The organism is Roseateles sp. DAIF2 (assembly GCF_015624425.1).
In the GTDB taxonomy this organism is placed as follows: domain Bacteria; phylum Pseudomonadota; class Gammaproteobacteria; order Burkholderiales; family Burkholderiaceae_C; genus Kinneretia.
In genome coordinates, this window is record NZ_CP049919.1 from 4,114,299 (window position 1) to 4,131,358 (window position 17,060).

Annotated in this window: 15 protein-coding genes; 4 read left to right on the forward strand and 11 right to left on the reverse strand. The window is 69.2% G+C overall.

Translation table 11 applies throughout. From position 1 onward, the window contains the following. Positions 1–159 precede the first annotated feature (159 nt). On the reverse strand, positions 160–3,006 hold the full coding sequence (locus G8A07_RS19105) for a TonB-dependent receptor (protein WP_195793577.1): 2,847 nt from the start codon (positions 3,004–3,006) through the stop codon (positions 160–162). A 333-nt stretch (positions 3,007–3,339) separates the two neighbouring features. Here G8A07_RS19105 and G8A07_RS19110 point away from each other — a divergent pair, with 333 nt between their 5' ends. Then, complete coding sequence (locus G8A07_RS19110) at positions 3,340–3,603, forward strand: hypothetical protein (RefSeq protein ID WP_195793578.1); 264 nt, start codon at positions 3,340–3,342, stop codon at positions 3,601–3,603. 97 nt (positions 3,604–3,700) lie between these two features. On the opposite strand, the gene G8A07_RS19115 is transcribed toward G8A07_RS19110, so the two are convergent. Together G8A07_RS19115 and G8A07_RS19120 are read right to left on the reverse strand one after the other, a co-directional pair. Next, a complete protein-coding gene (locus tag G8A07_RS19115) occupies positions 3,701–4,006 on the reverse strand; it encodes a hypothetical protein (RefSeq protein WP_195793579.1) in 306 nt (101 codons plus the stop codon). 108 nt (positions 4,007–4,114) lie between these two features. Next, a complete protein-coding gene (locus tag G8A07_RS19120) occupies positions 4,115–4,684 on the reverse strand; it encodes a dCMP deaminase family protein (protein ID WP_195793580.1) in 570 nt (189 codons plus the stop codon). Positions 4,685–4,781: 97 nt separating this feature from the next. On the opposite strand from G8A07_RS19120, the gene G8A07_RS19125 reads away from it, so the two are divergent. Beyond that, positions 4,782–5,492: a Crp/Fnr family transcriptional regulator gene (locus tag G8A07_RS19125; protein ID WP_195793581.1), complete on the forward strand. Its 711-nt coding sequence runs from the start codon at positions 4,782–4,784 to the stop codon at positions 5,490–5,492. Here the strand turns inward: G8A07_RS19125 and G8A07_RS19130 are convergent. The 4 genes from G8A07_RS19130 to G8A07_RS19145 all read right to left on the reverse strand — a co-directional run bounded on the left by G8A07_RS19130 (position 5,467) and on the right by G8A07_RS19145 (position 11,213). After that, positions 5,467–8,526, reverse strand: coding sequence for an efflux RND transporter permease subunit (locus G8A07_RS19130; RefSeq protein ID WP_195793582.1), 3,060 nt, complete (start codon positions 8,524–8,526; stop codon positions 5,467–5,469). The genes G8A07_RS19125 and G8A07_RS19130 overlap by 26 nt on opposite strands. Before the next feature lie 13 nt (positions 8,527–8,539). After that, positions 8,540–9,718, reverse strand: a complete 1,179-nt coding sequence (locus G8A07_RS19135) for an efflux RND transporter periplasmic adaptor subunit (RefSeq protein ID WP_195793583.1) — start codon at positions 9,716–9,718, stop codon at positions 8,540–8,542. 139 nt (positions 9,719–9,857) lie between these two features. Further along, positions 9,858–10,328 (reverse strand): ribonuclease HI, encoded by a 471-nt coding sequence (rnhA, locus tag G8A07_RS19140; RefSeq protein ID WP_195793584.1) that lies wholly within the window; start codon positions 10,326–10,328, stop codon positions 9,858–9,860. Positions 10,329–10,352: 24 nt separating this feature from the next. Then, positions 10,353–11,213, reverse strand: a complete 861-nt coding sequence (locus G8A07_RS19145) for a class I SAM-dependent methyltransferase (RefSeq protein WP_195793585.1) — start codon at positions 11,211–11,213, stop codon at positions 10,353–10,355. 16 nt (positions 11,214–11,229) lie between these two features. On the opposite strand from G8A07_RS19145, the gene gloB reads away from it, so the two are divergent. Both gloB and G8A07_RS19155 read left to right on the forward strand, forming a co-directional pair. Continuing rightward, a complete protein-coding gene (gloB, locus tag G8A07_RS19150; RefSeq protein ID WP_195797852.1) occupies positions 11,230–12,021 on the forward strand; it encodes a hydroxyacylglutathione hydrolase in 792 nt (263 codons plus the stop codon). Further along, on the forward strand, positions 12,018–13,640 hold the full coding sequence (locus G8A07_RS19155) for a transglycosylase SLT domain-containing protein (RefSeq protein ID WP_195793586.1): 1,623 nt from the start codon (positions 12,018–12,020) through the stop codon (positions 13,638–13,640). The genes gloB and G8A07_RS19155 overlap by 4 nt, the downstream gene beginning before the upstream one ends. Before the next feature lies 1 nt (position 13,641). Here the strand turns inward: G8A07_RS19155 and G8A07_RS19160 are convergent, their stop codons facing one another. The 4 genes from G8A07_RS19160 to dnaX are packed head-to-tail and all read right to left on the reverse strand — an operon-like array spanning position 13,642 to position 16,999. Then, on the reverse strand, positions 13,642–14,031 hold the full coding sequence (locus tag G8A07_RS19160) for an MAPEG family protein (RefSeq protein WP_195793587.1): 390 nt from the start codon (positions 14,029–14,031) through the stop codon (positions 13,642–13,644). A gap of 25 nt (positions 14,032–14,056) precedes the next feature. After that, a complete protein-coding gene (gene recR, locus G8A07_RS19165) occupies positions 14,057–14,638 on the reverse strand; it encodes a recombination mediator RecR (protein WP_249937056.1) in 582 nt (193 codons plus the stop codon). A gap of 10 nt (positions 14,639–14,648) precedes the next feature. Beyond that, complete coding sequence (locus tag G8A07_RS19170; RefSeq protein ID WP_195793588.1) at positions 14,649–14,975, reverse strand: YbaB/EbfC family nucleoid-associated protein; 327 nt, start codon at positions 14,973–14,975, stop codon at positions 14,649–14,651. Positions 14,976–14,995: 20 nt separating this feature from the next. Next, positions 14,996–16,999, reverse strand: coding sequence for a DNA polymerase III subunit gamma/tau (gene dnaX, locus G8A07_RS19175; protein ID WP_195793589.1), 2,004 nt, complete (start codon positions 16,997–16,999; stop codon positions 14,996–14,998). Positions 17,000–17,060: the final 61 nt, after the last annotated feature.

The window sequence follows — 17,060 nt, forward strand, 5'->3', positions numbered from 1 at the left end:
CCGCGGCGGCGCGGGCGCGATGGGGCGGCGCCACCGACACGAGCCCGCCGCGACCTGGGCGAGCCGAGACTCCCGCCCATGAAAAAGGCCCCGCGATGGCGGGGCCAGTGGCTGAGACGAAACAGCGTGCGCGGCCGTCACCGGCCGCCCTGGCAGCGCTCAGAACTTCATGCGCAGGTTCAGGTAGTACTGGCGGCCGCTCTCATGCCAGTAGCCGGGCGCGTTGTCGCTGACGAAGTAGTTGTGGCGCACCGGGTTCAGCAGGTTGTTGGCATCCAGGTGGATGCTGATGTCCTTGGTGATCTTGTAGCCCAGCGAGGCCGACAGGCTGCCGTAGCCCTTGTACTTGCGCAGGCCGTTGTAGGCGGTGATCTGCCTGGTCTTGTCGTCGACGGTCGGCGGGATGGTGCCGTTGCCGACGAAGGCGTCGGAGTAGTCGCTGCGATGGTTCCAGGCCAGGCTGGCGGAGAACTGGTCGTCCTCATAGAAGCCGCGCAGGTTGTAGGTCCACTTCGAGGTACCCAGCATCTCGACGCCGTCGGCATCCTTGGAATCGACATAGGTGCCATTGATGCCGAAGCCGAAGCCGCCGGCGATCGGCATCTCCAGCGCCGCCTCGGCGCCCTTCAGCTGCGCCTTGACGCCGACGCGCGAGGTCACGTCGTAGACCGTGTTCTTGCCCTGGCTGATGTTGTAGTACTCGATCTTCGAGACCCCGGCCTTCACATAGTTCTGCAGATGCTGCGAGAACAGGCCGACCGAGAACATCGCGCGCGGCGCGAAGTACCAGGACAGGGTGGCATCCACATTGGTCGACAGCACCGGCTTGAGCTGCGGGTTGCCGCTGGTGCCGGTCAGCAGCGTGTCGTTCAGCGACACCGAGCCGGCCAGCTCGTTGTAGTTGGCGCGGCCCAGCGAGCGCGAGGCCGAGGCGCGCGCCACCAGGTCGCGGCGCAGGTCCCAGCGCAGGTTCATGCTGGGCAGGATGGCCGTGTGCTTGGTGCTGTTGAAGCGCGGCAGGTAGGTGCCGAGCTTGGAGCCGACGATGGCGCCGGGCACCGCGCAGGGCTGCAGCGCCGTGCATTGCGCCAGCGACTGGTAGGACAGTGAGTCCACCGTGGTCGTCACATGGCGCAGGCCGGCATTGCCGCTGAGCGTCGGGCTCAGCTCGAACTCGCCCATCAGGTACAGCGCATCGTTCTTCTCGGCCACCGAGTAGCCGCTGGTCAGCGAGGCATTCAGCACCGGATCCCAGTTCATGTACTTGGCGCCGAACTCGCGCAGCTGCTCCGGCGTGTAGCGGAACAGGCCCTGCGGCAGATTGGCATCCAGGCCCGAGGCCCAGCCGGACGGATAACTGGAGCCCGGCTTCGGGAAGCTGCCCGGCGGGATGATGTTGTCGACCAGCTGCCCGCCCTCCACCTTGATGAAGGTCGCGCCCTGATCGACCGCATTCCAGCGGCCGCCGGCCACGTCGTAGCTGCGCTTGTGCTTGGCCGAGCGCAGACCCCATTTGACCGCGGTGAGGATCGAATCGCTGGGCGTGTACTGCGCGTCCAGGTGCAGGTAGTCCTCTTTGTCCTTCGAGACCACGGCCGCGGCCGTGTTGCTCATCATCACGAAGTTGGACACATTGCCCATGTCGATCGGCTTGTTGGCCGCATCCAGCATGACCCAGTCGGTGCCGCGCGAGCGGTCGATCGAATAGCTCATGTTCGGATTCACCAGGCCGAAGGTCAGCTGCGGCTGCTGCTTGGTCTCGCCGCGCCCCTCGGTCGAACCGGCACGGGCGCTGAAGCTGAGCCTGTCGGTCGGGCGGTATTTCAGTTCCAGGTCATAGAAGGAGCTCAGCGACTCCGCGCCCTCGCGCAGGATCTGGTCGTATTCGAAGCCGATCACGCGCTGTGAGGCCGGCGCCCCGGCGGGCCGCTCCAGGCGCGCGCTGCTGATCACATTGCCGTCGATCTTCGCGTCCTTGATCAGCCAGCCGTTGCTGACCAGCTGCGTCGGCAGCGCAAAGCCCGAGTTGTTGGCATTGCCGGCCTTCAGCGTGCTGCGGAAGCCGCTGAACGAGGCCTCCAGCTGCTCGGTCGGCTTGGCCTGCAGCACGATCGAGGCGCCGGTGCGCTTGCGCACGCCCTCGAACAGCGCGTTGTTGATGCTGCCGGGCATGCGCTTGCCCGCCAGTTCCGGATTGCCTGAGGCCGCAGCCTGGGCGGCGGTGATCACGCCATAGCTGAAGGTCTCCTCGCCGTCGCGGCGCAGATGGCGGTCCTCCTTGTAGGCCTGCAGCAGCACGCCGAAGGTGTTGGACGGGTTCTTCCAGGCGATCAGCCCGCTGAGCTGAGGGTCGGTCTTCTTCGGTAGGTCGGCATAGACGGCGCCCAGCGCCACCTCGCCGCTGAGCGGCTGCTTGAAGTCCAGCGGCTTGCGCAGCACGATGTCCACGCTGCCGGAGATGCCGCCCTCGGTCAGGTCGGCGCGCTGCGTCTTGTAGACGATGGACTGGCCGATCAGCTGCGAGGGCAGCAGGCCGAAGCCGACCGAGCGACCGCTGCTGCCCTGGTCGCCCACATGCCAGTCGCCCGAGGACAGCGCATGGCCGTTGACCGTCACCAGATTCAGATTGGGGCTGGTGCCGCGGATCGCGACGCGCTCGGCCTCGTCCATCGCCAGCGCGCCGCCGAACTGCACGTTCACGCCCGGCAGGCGCGACAGGGCATCGGCGATGTTCTTGTCTGGCATCTTGCCCACGTCCTCGGCCGAGACCACCTCGATATTGGTATCGGCCATGCGCTTGGTGTCGATCGACTTCTGGATCGACGCGCGGATGCCGGTGATCACCACCTGCTCGAGCTTGTTGCCGGCAGCGTCGGCGGCCTCGTCCGCCTTCTTCTTCGCGGCAGTCGCATCGGCGCCCTGGGCCGCGCAGGCGACGCTCCAGAGCAGCAGGGAAACCGCCGTGGCGACACGGCTCGGGCGCAGGGTGTGGGGGTGGAAGCTCATGGTGATCGCTCGTCTCTCCGTAGTTGTCGACCGGCCTTGCGTCTCGCAAAAACAAGACCATTCAAGACCAATAGACCGCCGCCCGCCGATCAGAACCTCAGGCATTTGCGGTCATTGCCGCATATTCATTGCCGCGACATCTGTACCATTTGACTACCAATGTTTTGCACAAGGCATGCCAATGGGAGACAGACCTATGCATCGCGGTTATGCACCAGCACCGAAGACGCCATCGATTTCAGATCTTTTACAGAGGAAAACTCGGTAGTAACCCTTGATTACGCAGACTAAAATTTCTGACAAGAAACTGACAAACACTGCAGGAGAGCCACCATGACCTTGAAGCAAGTGACGCGAGTCAGGCGCTGGCTGGTGCTGCATGGCCGCCGGCATCCGGTCGAGGTCCAGGCCTGGGATCTGGTGCTGATCTGCTGGGTGATGGGCTGGGCCGCGCTGCCCAGCCTGCTGCTGATGGAGCTGTGGCCACTGCTGCCGCTGTGCCTGCTGGCCTTCCTGCTACCCTCGTTCTACGCCCGCGCCCGCACGCGCCTGCATCGCGCCGGACGGCTGCGCTGCGACTGGCTCACCGCGCTCTGAGCCGCTCCGCCCTGCGCCCATCACGGGCACAAAAAACAACAGGCCCTCGCATGCGAGGGCCTGATCGTTGGGGAAAGGCGGCTTGTGCCGTAGAGCTTCAGTGCACCAGGCCAATCCATTCGCCGGCGCTCTGGTAGCGCTGGAACAGCTCCAGCGCCAGTTCGCGCAGGCTCTCGTCGGCGCTGGCATGGGCCGCGGCCAGGCGCTCGAAGGCATAGAGGCGGTCGTACAGCATGCGGGTCGGCTGCAGACCCAGGCGCTGGGCCGACATCAGCTGCTGCAGCGCCTGCAGCTCGCGCAGATCCACCGGGCCGGCGATCGGCATCAGCAGGCCCGGCAGCTCCACCTCGGCGCCGGACGACCATTCCTGCGCCGGCCGGGACTGGGCGGGGACAAGATGCATCGGAACAATCATGGCGGACCTCGAAGGCGGAAGAGCGATGTGCCCATGATGCCGATCCGGCCCAAAACTTAAGCCGGAAAAAGCCCCCGATTCACCGGCTGATTCGGCTCAAGTCCCGCCGCTGCCGCCATGCACCACCGGGCCGGTGGCGCGGATGAAATCGTCGAGCTTGCCGCACCATTGCGCCGACGGCGTCTCCAGATCCTCCAGCGACAACACCTTGATGCCGGCGTCCGCCAGCATCTTGTCCGAGGCGCCGTTCAGCGCCACCTGGTGCGACTTCTTCTCCAGATAGACCACTCGCGCGATGCCGACCTGGATGATGGACTGCACGCAGCGCGGGCAAGGGAACTGGGTCGTGTAGATCGTGCTGCCGGTCAGCGGCAGCACCACGCAGTTGAGGATCGCATTGACCTCGGCATGCACGATATAGCTGTGGCGCGACTGCAGCGGATCCGCGTCGTTGTCGGCCCAGTAGCTCGGGTCATGGTCGTCGCAGCCGCGCGGCAGGCCGTTGTAGCCGACCCCGACGATCTTGTTGTCGACGCTGGCGATGCAGGCGCCGTTGCGCTTGCGATAGTCCTTCGAGCGGGCCGCGGCCAGCAGGGCCACGCCCATGAACATCGAATGCCAGGGGATCAGCGGATTGCCGCTTTGGGTTGGGTCGTTGCCTTGCATGGCGCCTGCGGAAGAAACGGTCGGAAGGTCGGCGCAGTCTAGCCGAGCCTGGAAACACCTCAGACGCCGCCGGCAACAAGCTTCCTAGAATCCGGCCATGACCAGCCTGCACGAGATGCTCGAGAAATCGATCTGGGGCCGCCAGCTCGGCGCTGCCGAGATGCAGCGGGTGCATGAACAGGCGCGCGAGCGCCATGTGGCGGCCGGCCAGCCGATGGTGCGCATGGGCGAGCCGGCCGAGCATTGGGTCGGACTGATCGCCGGCTTCGGCAAGATGAGCATCTGGAGCGCCGACGGCCGCGAGACCGCGCTGATCGGCACCGCGCCCGGCGGCTGGTTCGGCGAGGGCACCCTGATCAAGCGCGGCCGCTGGCAGTACGACGCGATGGCGCTGCGCGACACCCATCTGGCCTTGCTGCCGCGCGAGACCTTTGAGTGGCTGCGCGCCACCAGCCTGCCCTTCAACCATTACCTGCAGCATCTGATGAGCGCCCGCATGGGCTTCTTCATCGCCCAGATCTGCCATGACCGGCTGCTCGACTCGACCGCCCGCGTCGCGCGCAGCCTGGCCGGGCTCTACAACCCCGAGCTCTACCCGGAGCCGAGCCTGTTCCTGGACCTGCGCCAAGCCGAGGTCGCGCAACTGGCCGGCGTCTCGCGCCAGCGCGCCAACGCGGCGCTGCAGATCCTGGAGGAAGCTGGCCTGCTGCAGGTGGGCCGGCGCGGCATCGAGGTGCTGAGCCTGCAGGGGCTGCGCGACTATGCGCCCAACCCCTGCGCGCTCACGACACCAATGCGGGCGTCGTGATCTCGCCCGGTACGCGCTGGCGTGCGAACAGGGTGTACATGGTCGGCACGACGAAGATGGTCAGCAGGGTGCCGAAGCTCATGCCGCCGACGATCACCCAGCCGATCTGCTGACGGCTCTCCGCGCCGGCACCCGAGGCCAGCGCCAGCGGGATCGCGCCCAGCACCATTGCGCCGGTGGTCATCAGGATCGGGCGCAGGCGCAGCGCCGAGGCTTCGACCACCGCCTCGGTCAGGTCCTTGCCCTGCTGGCGCAGCTGGTTGCTGAACTCGACGATCAGGATGCCATGCTTGGTGATCAGGCCCACCAGGGTGATCAGGCCGATCTGCGAGTAGACGTTCAAGGTGCCGCCGCTCCACTGCAGCGCGGCCAGCGCGCCGACCATCGACAGCGGCACCGCCAGCATGATCACGAAGGGGTCGATGAAGCTCTCGAACTGCGCCGCCAGCACCAGGAAGATGAACAAGAGGGCCAGCACGAACACCAGGCCCAGCGCGCCGCTGCTGCTCTTGTACTCGCGCGACACGCCGTTCAGCTCGGTCGCATAGCCCACCGGCAGGATCTCGCGCGCCTGCGCATCCATGAAGGCCAGCGCCTCGCCCAGCGCATAGCCGGGCGCCAGGTTGGCGGTGATCGAGACCGAGCGGCGCTGGTTGAAGTGGTTCAGCTCGCGCGGGCTGACCGCCTCGCGCACCTTCACCAGGCTGGCCAGCGGGATCATCACCTCGTTGCGGCCGCGCACGAACAGCTTCTCGATATGGTCCGGCGTGGTGCGGCCGGCATTGTCGGTCTGCACGATCACGTCGTACTGCTCGGCGTCGCGCTTGTAGCGCGTCACATTGCGGCCGCCCAGCATGGTCTCGACGGTGCGCGCCACCTGGTCGACATTGACGCCCAGGTCGGCCGCGCGCTCGCGGTCCACCTCCAGGAAGACCTCGGGCTTGTTCAGGCGCAGGTCGTTGTCCGGCTGCACGAAGCCGGGGTTCTTGGCCAGCGCGGCCATGAACTGCTGGGTCACGTTGGCCAGGTTGGCATAGCTGTCGCTGGTCACGATCACGAAGTTGATCGGCCGCTCGCGAAAGCCCTGCCCCAGGCTCGGCGGCGTGACCGGGAACACCGTGATGCCCGGCAGCCCCATCAGCTGCGGCTGCAGCCGGCGCGCCAGCTCCTGGGTGCTGATGCTGCGGTCGGTCCAGTCCACGGTGCGCATGATCACGGTGGCCTGCGACACCGTCGAGCCGCCCGCGAACAGGAAGCGCCGGTCGAACTCCGGATAGCCGGCGCCGATGCGCTCGATCGCGTCCAGGTAGCGGCCGGTGAACTCCAGGGTCGCGCCGTCCGGCGCGCTGACCGGCATGAAGATCACGCCGCGATCCTCCAGCGGCGCCAGCTCGCTCTTGGCATGGGTGAACAGCCACCAGCTGTAGGCGCCCGAGGCCACCATCACCGCCACCACCAGCCAGCGCGTGCGCAGCGCGAAGCGCAGCGCGCCCGCATAGCGCGCGCTGATCCAGACCAGCACCGCCTCCATGCCGCGGTCGAAGCGGCTCGGATGATGGTTGTGGCGCAGCAGCTTGCTGCACATCATCGGCGTCAGGGTCAGCGCGACGAAGCCCGAGACGATCACCGCGCCGGCCAGGGTCAGCGCGAACTCGACGAACAGCCGCCCGGTGCGCCCCGGCGTGAAGGCCAGCGGCGCGAACACCGCGGCCAGGGTCATCGTCATCGCGACCACCGCGAAGCCGATCTCCTTGGCCCCCTTCAGCGCCGCCTGGAAGGGCGCCAGCCCCTCCTCGATATGGCGGAAGATGTTCTCCAGCACCACGATCGCATCGTCCACCACCAGGCCGATCGCCAGCACCAGGGCCAACAGGGTCAGGGTGTTGACCGTGAAGCCCGCGGCCGCCATCAGCGCGAAGGAACCGATCAGGCTGACCGGAATCGTCACCAGCGGAATGATCGAGGCGCGCAGGGTGCGCAGGAACAGGAACACCACCAGGGCCACCAGCACCACCGCCTCGGCGATGGTCTGGTAGACCGACTTGATCGAACGGTCGATGAAGACCGAGTTGTCGTTGGCCGGCAGCACCTTGACCGTGTCCGGCAGGTCCTGCTGCAGGCGCGGCATCATCTCGCGCACGCCGGCCGAGACCTCCAGCGGGTTCGCCGTGGCCTGGCGGATCACGCCCAGCGAGACCGAGGGCACGCCGTTCAGGCGCACACGCGAGCGCTCGCTGGCCGCGGCCTCCTCGATGCGCGCCACATCCTTGAGCCGCACCGTGAAGCCGTTGACCTGCCTCAGCGCCACCTCGGCGAACTGCGGCGCTGTGTTCAGGTCGGTGCGCGCGGTCACGTTGAACTCGCGCTGCTGGCTCTCGATGCGGCCGGCCGGCACCTCCAGGTTCTGGCGCCGCAGCGCGTCCTCGACATCCTGCACCGTCAGCTTGTAGGCCGCCAGGCGGTCGGCATCGAGCCAGACGCGCATCGAATACTTGCGGTCGCCGCCGATCTGCACATCCGCCACGCCCGGCACGGTCTGCAGGCGCGGCTTGACGACGCGGTTCACCAGATCGGTGATCTGCAGCGGGTCCAGCGTGTCGCTGGTGAAGGCGAGCCAGATGGTCGGCGTCGCGTCGGCCTCGACCTTGGCGACGATGGGCTCGTCCACCGCGTCCGGCAGCCGGCCGCGCACGCGCGAGACGCGGTCGCGCACATCGGCCGCGGCGTCGTCCGGGCTCTTCTCCAGCTTGAAGCGCACCGTGATCTGGCTCTGCTCGGAGCGCGAGATCGAGGTCAGGATGTCGACGCCGTCGATGCCGGCGATCGAGTCCTCCAGCGGCTTGGTGACCTGGGTCTCGATCACCTCGGAGGAGGCGCCGACCAGGCGGGTGCTGACCGTCACCACCGGCTCGTCGATGCGCGGGTATTCGCGCAGCGACAGCTTGCCGAAGGACACGATGCCCACCAGCACCAGCAGCAGGGACATCACGGTCGCGAAGACCGGCCGGCGGATCGAGGTTTCGGAGATGCGCATGGCCCCGCCCCCTTCAGCGGCTGGCGACCGCGCCGGCCGGCTTGGCCGGGGCGGGCTTGCCGGCATCCAGCTCGACCACCTTGACCGGCTGCGATTCGCCGCGCATCAGCCGTGCCTGGCCGGCCGTCACCACCAGATCGTCGGCCTGGACGCCGCCCAGCAGCTCCACCTTGCCCGGCACGCGCATGCCCAGCCTGGCCTCGATGCGCTCGGACATCAGGCCCTTCTCGGTGCGCGCCAGGCGGATCACATATTGCTTGCCGCCCTGCGGCACCAGCGCCTCCTCGGGCACGACCAGCGCCTGCTCGCGCAGCGCGAACACCACCCGCACCCGGGCGAACAGCCCGCTGCGCAGCGTGGCCGTGTCACCCTGCACCCGCGCGCGCACCAGCATCGAGCGGCCGTTGGTGTCCAGCTGCGCATCCAGCGCCTCGATGCGGGCCTTGAATTCCTGGCCCGGCAGCGCGTCCAGCTGCATGCCCACGTCCTGGCCCAGGCGCAGGCGCGGCACGAAGCGCTCCGGCAGGCGGAAGTCGACCCACATCGTCGAGGCATCCTCGACGCTGACCAGGTCGCTGCCGTCCTTCACATAGTCGCCCAGGTTGACCAGGCGGATGCCGGCCACGCCGTCGAAGGGCGCCCGCACCTGCAGCCGGTCCAGCTGCGCCTTGGCCAGCGCCACCTTGGCCTCGGCCACCTTCAGGGTCGCCTCGGCCTGGTCCACCACGCTGGGCGAGACGAAGCTCTGCGCCAGCAGCTCGCGGTTGCGCTGCAGCTGGGTGCGCGCGATGCCCTCCTGGGCCTCGGCCTCCTGCAGCTGCGCCGCCTGCAGCGCATCGTCCAGCTGCACCAGCAGCTGGCCGCGGCGCACGCGCTGGCCGTCGGTGAAACCGAGCTTGGTGATGCGGCCGCTGACCTCGGGCTTCAGGACCACCGCCTGGCGCGCCCGCAGGGTGCCGACCGCCTGGGCATCGTCGGCCAGGGCCTGGGCCTGCACCCGACCCACCTCGACCGCCACCGGCCCACCGCCGCCGCCAACACCGCCACCTGCCGGCGCGCTGGCGCGCGCACCGGGCGCGGCCAGACCGACCGCCCCGGCCTGGCCGGGCTGCTTCTGCCACCACCAGGCAAAGAGGCTCAGGCCGGCAAGCGCGGCCACCGCAACGACGCTATGTAGTTTTTTGAAACTCATGCTGCAAATTTCTCCGACCGCGCACTGTAGCGGCGAAGCCCGGCGCGGGCCTCGGGAGAAACTTGCCTTTAGGGCTCAAATCGGGAATGGGTGGTATGAAAAGCGTTTTGGGGCGCATAACGCGCAACACCCGGGGGTCTCAGATCGAGGCCACGCCCTTGTTGGCCAGCGCGTCGGCACGCTCGTTGCCGGGATCGCCGGCATGGCCCTTGACCCAGCGCCAGTCCACCTCGTGCAGCTTGCGCAGCGCATCCAGGCGCTGCCACAGCTCGGCGTTCTTGACCGGCTTGCCGTCGGCGGTCTTCCAGCCGCGGCGCTGCCAGCCCGAGATCCATTCGGTCATGCCCTTGCGCACGTACTCGCTGTCGGTATAGATCGTGATCTTGCAGCTGCGCTTCAGCGAGGCCAGGGCCTCGATCGGGGCGGTCAGCTCCATGCGGTTGTTGGTCGTGTTGCGCTCGCCGCCGAACAGCTCCTTCTCATGCTCGCCGGCCTTCAGCCAGGCGCCCCAGCCGCCGGGGCCCGGGTTGCCCTTGCAGGCGCCGTCGGTGTAGATGATCACCACCGGTTTCTGGATCGCCGCTGCCGGCTTGTTCTCGCTGCTCGTCATTCGCTCGTACTCGGTTCTATCTATCTATCGATCAATCTTGTGATGCTGGTGCAGGGCCACGGCCGCGCGTGCCTGCTTGGCCCGGGCCGGCTGGCGCGCCAGGCCCACCAGGCGCATGCCATGCACGCGCTTGACCGCCACCAGGAAGTAGCAGGCCCCCAGCACCGGCCACCAGCGCTGGCCCACGTTCTCCAGCCAGCGCCAGCGCGCCAGCCATTTGTCGCTCTTCAGCGGCGGCGCATAGGCGCCGAACTGCGCGCCCTCGACCTCGAAGCTCAAGAGGCGCAGCCAGTCGCGCAGCCGCCAGTAGCCGATGAAGTCGCCGGCGGCCGGCAGGTACAGCGGCGGACTCGCCGCCGGCAGCCGCAGCTGCAGGCGGCCGAGATTCTGCCTCAGCCCCCAGGCGCTGGCCGGGTTGATACCCAGGATCACCAGCCGCCCCTCGGGCCGCAGCACCCGCTCCACCTCGCGCAGGGTGCGGTGCGGGTCGGGCGCGAACTCCAGCGTGTGCGGCAGCACCACCAGGTCCAGGCTGGCCGCCTCGAAGGGCAAGGCGTCGAACTCGCTGAACAGCGAGGCGCCGCCCGGCGCCAGCAGGCTGTCGCTGCCAAACTGGCTGAAGCCGGACTGCGCCGCATCCACCGGCGGCACGCTGGCCTGCCAGTCGGCCGCGGCCTGGTCCGGATGCTCCAGCGCCAGCCAGCGGTGCGGCATCCGGTTGGCGCGCAGGCCCTGCAGCTCCGGCAGGCCCAGCTGCAGCGCATGAAAACCGAACAGGTCCGCCACTGCCAGGTCCAGCCGCGCCTGCTCCCAGGCCAGCAGGTAGCGCCCGGGCGGGGTCCGCAGCCAGGCGGCCAACTCTACAATTGCTGCTTCTCGCGTCATGGAACTCTGCATGGGCCTGCAACTGGTCGCTCTGCCCGCCTTCACCGACAACTACATCTGGATGCTGCACGATAGCGGCGAGGCCCTGGTGGTTGATCCCGGCGCGGCCGCTCCGGTGCTGGATGCCCTGCATCGCCTGGGCCTGGCCCTTGCCGGCATTCTAGTGACCCACCACCATGGCGACCATGTCGGCGGTCTGGCCGAACTGCTGCCGCGCCTGACCGGCCGGGTGCACGGCCCGGCGCGCGAGAACATCCCGGCGCCGGCCGGGCGCTTCCAGGCCCTGGGCGACGGCGACCGCGTCGAGCTGCTGGGCCAGCGCTTCGAGGTGCTGGACGTGCCGGGCCATACCGCCGGGCATATCGCCTTCTTCGGCGCCAAGATCGACGGCGCGCCGCTGCTGTTCTGCGGCGACACCCTGTTCTCCGGCGGCTGCGGCAGGCTGTTCGAGGGCACGCCGGCGCAGATGGCCGGCTCGCTGGGCCGCCTGGCGGCGCTGCCCGGGAATACCCGCATCTGCTGCGCCCACGAATACACCTTGTCGAATCTGCGCTTTGCGCAGACCATTGAGCCCGCGAACGAGGCGCTCGCCGCTTACCGGGCCTGGTGCGAGTCCCGCCGCGCGCAGGATCTGCCGACCCTGCCCTCCAGCATCGGGCAGGAGCAAGCCATCAACCCCTTTTTGCGCTGCGCGCAGCCGGCCGTGCAGGCCGCCGCCGCCGCGCATCTGCAGCAACCCCTGACCGCGATGACCGACCCGGTCGCGGTGTTCGCCACCCTGCGGCAATGGAAGAACGAATTCCGATGAAGTCCAAGACCCCCGCCCCATCCCGCCTCAGCAGCCTGGCGTTGGCCAGCCTCGCCGCCCTGCTGAGCGCCTGCGCCAGCCTGCCGCCGCAGTCCGCCACCAGCCCCGCGACCCCGCCCGCCGCGCCGCATGCCGCCGCCCCCGCCGCGGCGCCGGTGCTGGCGCCGCTGGACCTGGGCCAGCCGGCCCCGGCGGCCGCGCCGCAGGCCATGCCCCAGGTCGAGGACAGTCTGGACCCCGGCGTCAGCATCAACCTGGACGACAGCGCCGCGCGCGCCGACCTGTGGGCGCGGCTGCGCGACGGCTTCGCGATGCCTGACCTGCAGAACGAGCTGGTCGGCCGTGCCGAGAGCTGGTACAGCGACCGCCCCGACTATGTGGCCCGCATGACCGAGCGCGGCAGCCGCTACCTCTATCACATCGTCGCCGAGGTCGAGAAGCGCAAGATGCCGATGGAGCTGGCCCTGCTGCCCTTCATCGAGAGCGCCTTCAACCCGCAGGCCCTGTCCAGCGCCAAGGCCTCCGGCATGTGGCAGTTCATGCCCGCCACCGGGCGCGATTTCGACCTGAAGCAGAACATCTTCCGCGACGACCGCCGCGACGTGCTGGCCTCGACCCGCGCCGCGCTGGACTATCTGGGCCGCCTGCACGCGATGTTCGGCGACTGGCATCTGGCGCTGGCCGCCTACAACTGGGGCCAGGGCAATGTGCAGCGCGCGATCAAGCGCAACGAGAAGGCCGGCCTGCCGACCGACTACGAGAGCCTGCGCATGCCCGACGAGACTCGTTATTACGTGCCCAAGCTGCAGGCCGTGAAGAACATCGTGCTGCGCCCGCAGGCTTATGCGCTGGCGCTGCCGCCGGTCGCCAACCACCCCTATTTCCTCAGCGTCGCGATCGACCGCGACATCGACGTCGAGGTGGCCGCGCGCCTGGCCGCGATGTCGCCGGAGGCCTTCAAGCAGTTCAACCCGCAGGCCAACAAGCCGGTGCTGCTGGCCGCCGCCGGCACCCAGGTGCTGCTGCCCTACGACAACGCCGACGCCTTCGCCCGCAACCTGGCCACGCACCGCGGCCCGCTGGCCAGCTGGACCGCCTGGGTCGTGCCCAAGACCATGAAGCCGGCCGACGCCGCCAAGCAGGTCGGCATGAGCGAGGCCCTGCTGCGCGAGCTCAACCGCATCCCACCGCGCATGCTGGTCAAGGCCGGCTCCACCCTGCTGGTGCCGCGCAGCGGCAAGCGCGACCAGGACGTCTCCGAGCATCTGGCCGAGAACGCCAGCATCAGCCTGGCGCCCGATGTGCCGCCGCTGCGCCGCGTCAGCCTGAAGGCCGGCAAGGGCGACACGGTGGCCTCGGTGGCGCGCCGCTACAAGGTCAGCGCCGAGCAGGTCGCGCAGTGGAACAAGGTCTCGGCCAAGGCCAGCTTCAAGCCCGGCCAGACCCTGGTGGTCTACACCGCCGGCGGCACCCGCGTGGCCGCCAGCGGCTCGAGCGGCCGCGCGACCAAGGCCGTCAAGAGCGGCCGGGCCGGCGCCAAGGTGGCCAAGGGCGGCGCCCGCAGCGCCGGCGTCAAGACCGCCCGCGCCGCCGCGGCGCAGAAGCCCGGCAAGCGCTGACCTAGACGAAGAACAGGGCCACGCCGCTGCCGAAGGCGGCGGCCCAGGCCAGCGAACGCAGGTTCGCCTGGTCGGCCAGATACAGGCCGATATAGATCAGCCGGAAGGTCAGGAAGGACAGCGCCAGCATGTCGATGCGCGCCTGGTCGCCACCCATTTGCTGGGCCGCCAGCACGCCGGCGATGAACAGCGGCAGCGCCTCGAAGCTGTTGGCCTGCGCCGCATTGGCGCGCGCCTGCCAGCCGCCCTGGCGCGCCAGCCAGTCGCGCGGGTTGTGGTTGTCGAAGCCGCCGTCGCGGCGGCGCTTGCCGAAGCCCTTGGACTTGGCCAGGCCCGCGCAGGCGATCGGCAGCGCGCAGGCCACCAGGATGCAGTAGTTGGCAACGCTCATCGCGTGAGGGCTCCTTGTTGGCTTCCTATCGGCGGTCGACCAGGGCATGGGCGATCGTGCCCAGGTCCACATATTCCAGCTCGCTGCCCACCGGCACGCCGCGCGCCAGGCGCGTGGCCTTGATGCCGCGCGAGCGCAGCGCCTCGGCCAGCACATGGGCGGTGGCCTCGCCCTCGGCGGTGAAGCTGGTGGCCAGGATCACCTCCTCCACCGCCGGCTCGGCCGCGCGCGCCAGCAGCTGCTCGGCGCCGATGGCCTGGGTCGACAGCCCGTCCAGCGGGCTGAGCCGGCCCTGCAGCACGAAGTAGAAGCCGCGGAACGAGTTGGTGCGCTCCAGCGCGGCCTGGTCGGCCGGGCTTTCCACCACGCACAGCAGGCGCGCGTCGCGCTCGGCATCGCTGCAGATCGCGCAGACCGGTGCCTCGCTGAAGGTGTGGCAGCGCTGGCAATGGCGCACCTGCTCCATCGCCGCGCTCAGCGCCGCGGCGATGCCGCGCGCGCCCTCGCGGTCATGCTGCAGCAGGTGGTAGGCCATGCGCTGGGCCGATTTCTGGCCCACGCCGGGCAGGCGCTTGAGCGCCTCGATCAGCTGTTCGAGAACGGTCAAGATGACCGGGTCAGAACGGGAACTTCATGCCGGGCGGCAGGGGCATGCCGGCGGTCAGCTTGCTCATCTTTTCCTGGCTGACCTGCTCGGCGCGGCGCACGCCGTCGTTGAAGGCGGCGGCCACCAGATCTTCCAGCATGTCCTTGTCGTCCGTCAGCAGGCTGGGATCGATCGCGACGCGCTTGACGTCGTGCTTGCAGGTCATCGTGACCTTCACCAGACCGGCGCCGGATTGGCCCTCGACCTCGATATTGCCGAGCTCGTCCTGGGCCTTCTTCAGGTTGTCCTGCATGGCCTGGGCCTGCTTCATCAGGCCGGCAAGTTGACCCTTCATCATGTTCATATCTCCTTGGAAACTCAGTGGGGTTTGATGGACCCGGGCACGATGCGCGCGGTCTTGAACTGGGCCAGCAGCTGCTGCACCAGCGGGTCGTCGAAAACGATCTGTTCGGTCTGGCGCTGGCGCGCCTGGGCCTCGGCCGCATCGCGCAGCGCCGGCGAATCCTGGGCCACGCCCTGGCTCACCTCGAGCCGCACCGGCCGCTCCAGCAGGGTGCTCAGCGCGGCCTGCAGCTTGTCCTGCAGGCCCTGCTGGCGCAGCGAGTCGCGCTCCACGCGCAGCTGCCAGACCATGGTTTCGGCCTGCTCGTCCAGGCCGATGCATTCGGCCTGCAGCGCCAGCTCGCGCGCCATCGCCACCAGCGGCAGGCGCTTGACCGTCGTGGCCCAGCGTTCGCCCAGCGCGGTCGGCACCAGCTGCACATCGGCGCCGGCGGTGGAGGCATAGGAGCTCGACTCGGCCTCGGACGGACCCAGGTCGGCGTCGGACGAAGCCTCGGCCGCCAGACCGTCCTCGTCCGAGGGCGGCGCATCCAGCCAGGGCGGCGGCTCGTCGCCGGCAGCCTCCTCGGGCTTGGGCTCGGCCGCCACCGGGCGCGGCCGCAGCCGCGCGCTGGGCGCGATCGGGGCGGCCTGGCCGCGCAGGCTGGGGGCCGGGGCCGGAGCTGGGGCAGGAACAGGTGCCGGCGGCGCGGCCTTGACCACGGGCGGCTCGGGTTCGGGCGCCTGCACCGCGGCGGGCTCGGGTGCCGGCACGGGTGTCGGCGCTGGCGCAACGGCCACCGGCGCCGGTTCGGGCGGCTTGACCGCCAGGCTCGGCGCGGCCGGGCGCAGCAGCGGTGCGCTGGCCGCGGCGGCAGCCACCGGTGCCGGCGCCGCCGGAGCTGCCGCCTCGGGCCGGCGCGGCTGCGCCACAGGAGCGCCGCTCGGGCGGAAGGCCAGCATGCGCAGCAGCACCATGGTAAGGCCGGCATAGTCGTCCGGCGCCAGCGCCAGTTCCTGGCGGCCATGCAGGGCCATGCTGTACATCAGCTGGATCTCGTCGGCCGGCAGCAGCGCGGCCAGGCGCTTGGCCTCGGCCGTGTCCGGGTCCTGCTCGTCCAGCGCCTTGGGCGCGGCCTGGGCCACGGCCATCTGCTGCAGCAGGCCGGCCAGATCCTCCAGGGTGCCGGCCGGCGACAGTCCCAGGCCGCGCAGCGCCTCGGCCTGGGCGACCAGGGCCGGGCCATCGGCCGCGGCGAGCGCGTCGAGGATGGCGGTGACATGGCCGCGGTCGACCGTGCCCAGCATCTGGCGCACACCAGGTTCGCTCAACTGGCCGGCGCCGAAGGCAATGGCCTGGTCGGTCAGCGACAGCGCATCGCGCATCGAGCCGCGCGCCGCGCGCGCCAGAAGGCGCAGCGCGCCCGCCTCGGCCGGCACGTTCTCGGTGGCCAGCACGGCCGTCAGATGTTCCAGCACGGTCTGCGGCGCCATCGGCCGCAGATTGAACTGCAGGCAGCGCGACAGCACGGTGACCGGCACCTTCTGCGGATCGGTGGTGGCCAGCACGAACTTCAGGTATTCGGGCGGCTCCTCCAGCGTCTTCAGCATCGCGTTGAAGGCGGTGTTCGAGAGCATGTGCACTTCGTCGATCATGTAGACCTTGAAGCGCCCCACCACCGGCTTGTAGACCGCCTGGTCCAGCAGCTGCGAGATCTCCTCGACGCCGCGGTTGGAGGCCGCGTCCAGCTCCACATAGTCGACGAAGCGGCCGGCATCGATGTCGCGGCAGGCCTCGCAGACGCCGCAGGGCTGGGCGGTGATCGTGCCTTGCCCATCCGCGCCGGTGCAGTTCAGGCTCTTGGCCAGGATGCGCGAGACCGTGGTCTTGCCCACGCCGCGGGTGCCGGTGAACAGATAGGCATGGTGCAGCCGCTGCTGCGTCAGCGCATTGGCCAGGGCCTGCACCACATGCTCCTGGCCCCGCAGTTCTTCGAAACTGTGGGGGCGATACTTGCGTGCGAGGACCTGGTAGCTCATGCACAGCATTCTATGTGCCCCTCGCCCGGGTCCCCGGCTCGGGCCGGGGGCCGGTCGGTCC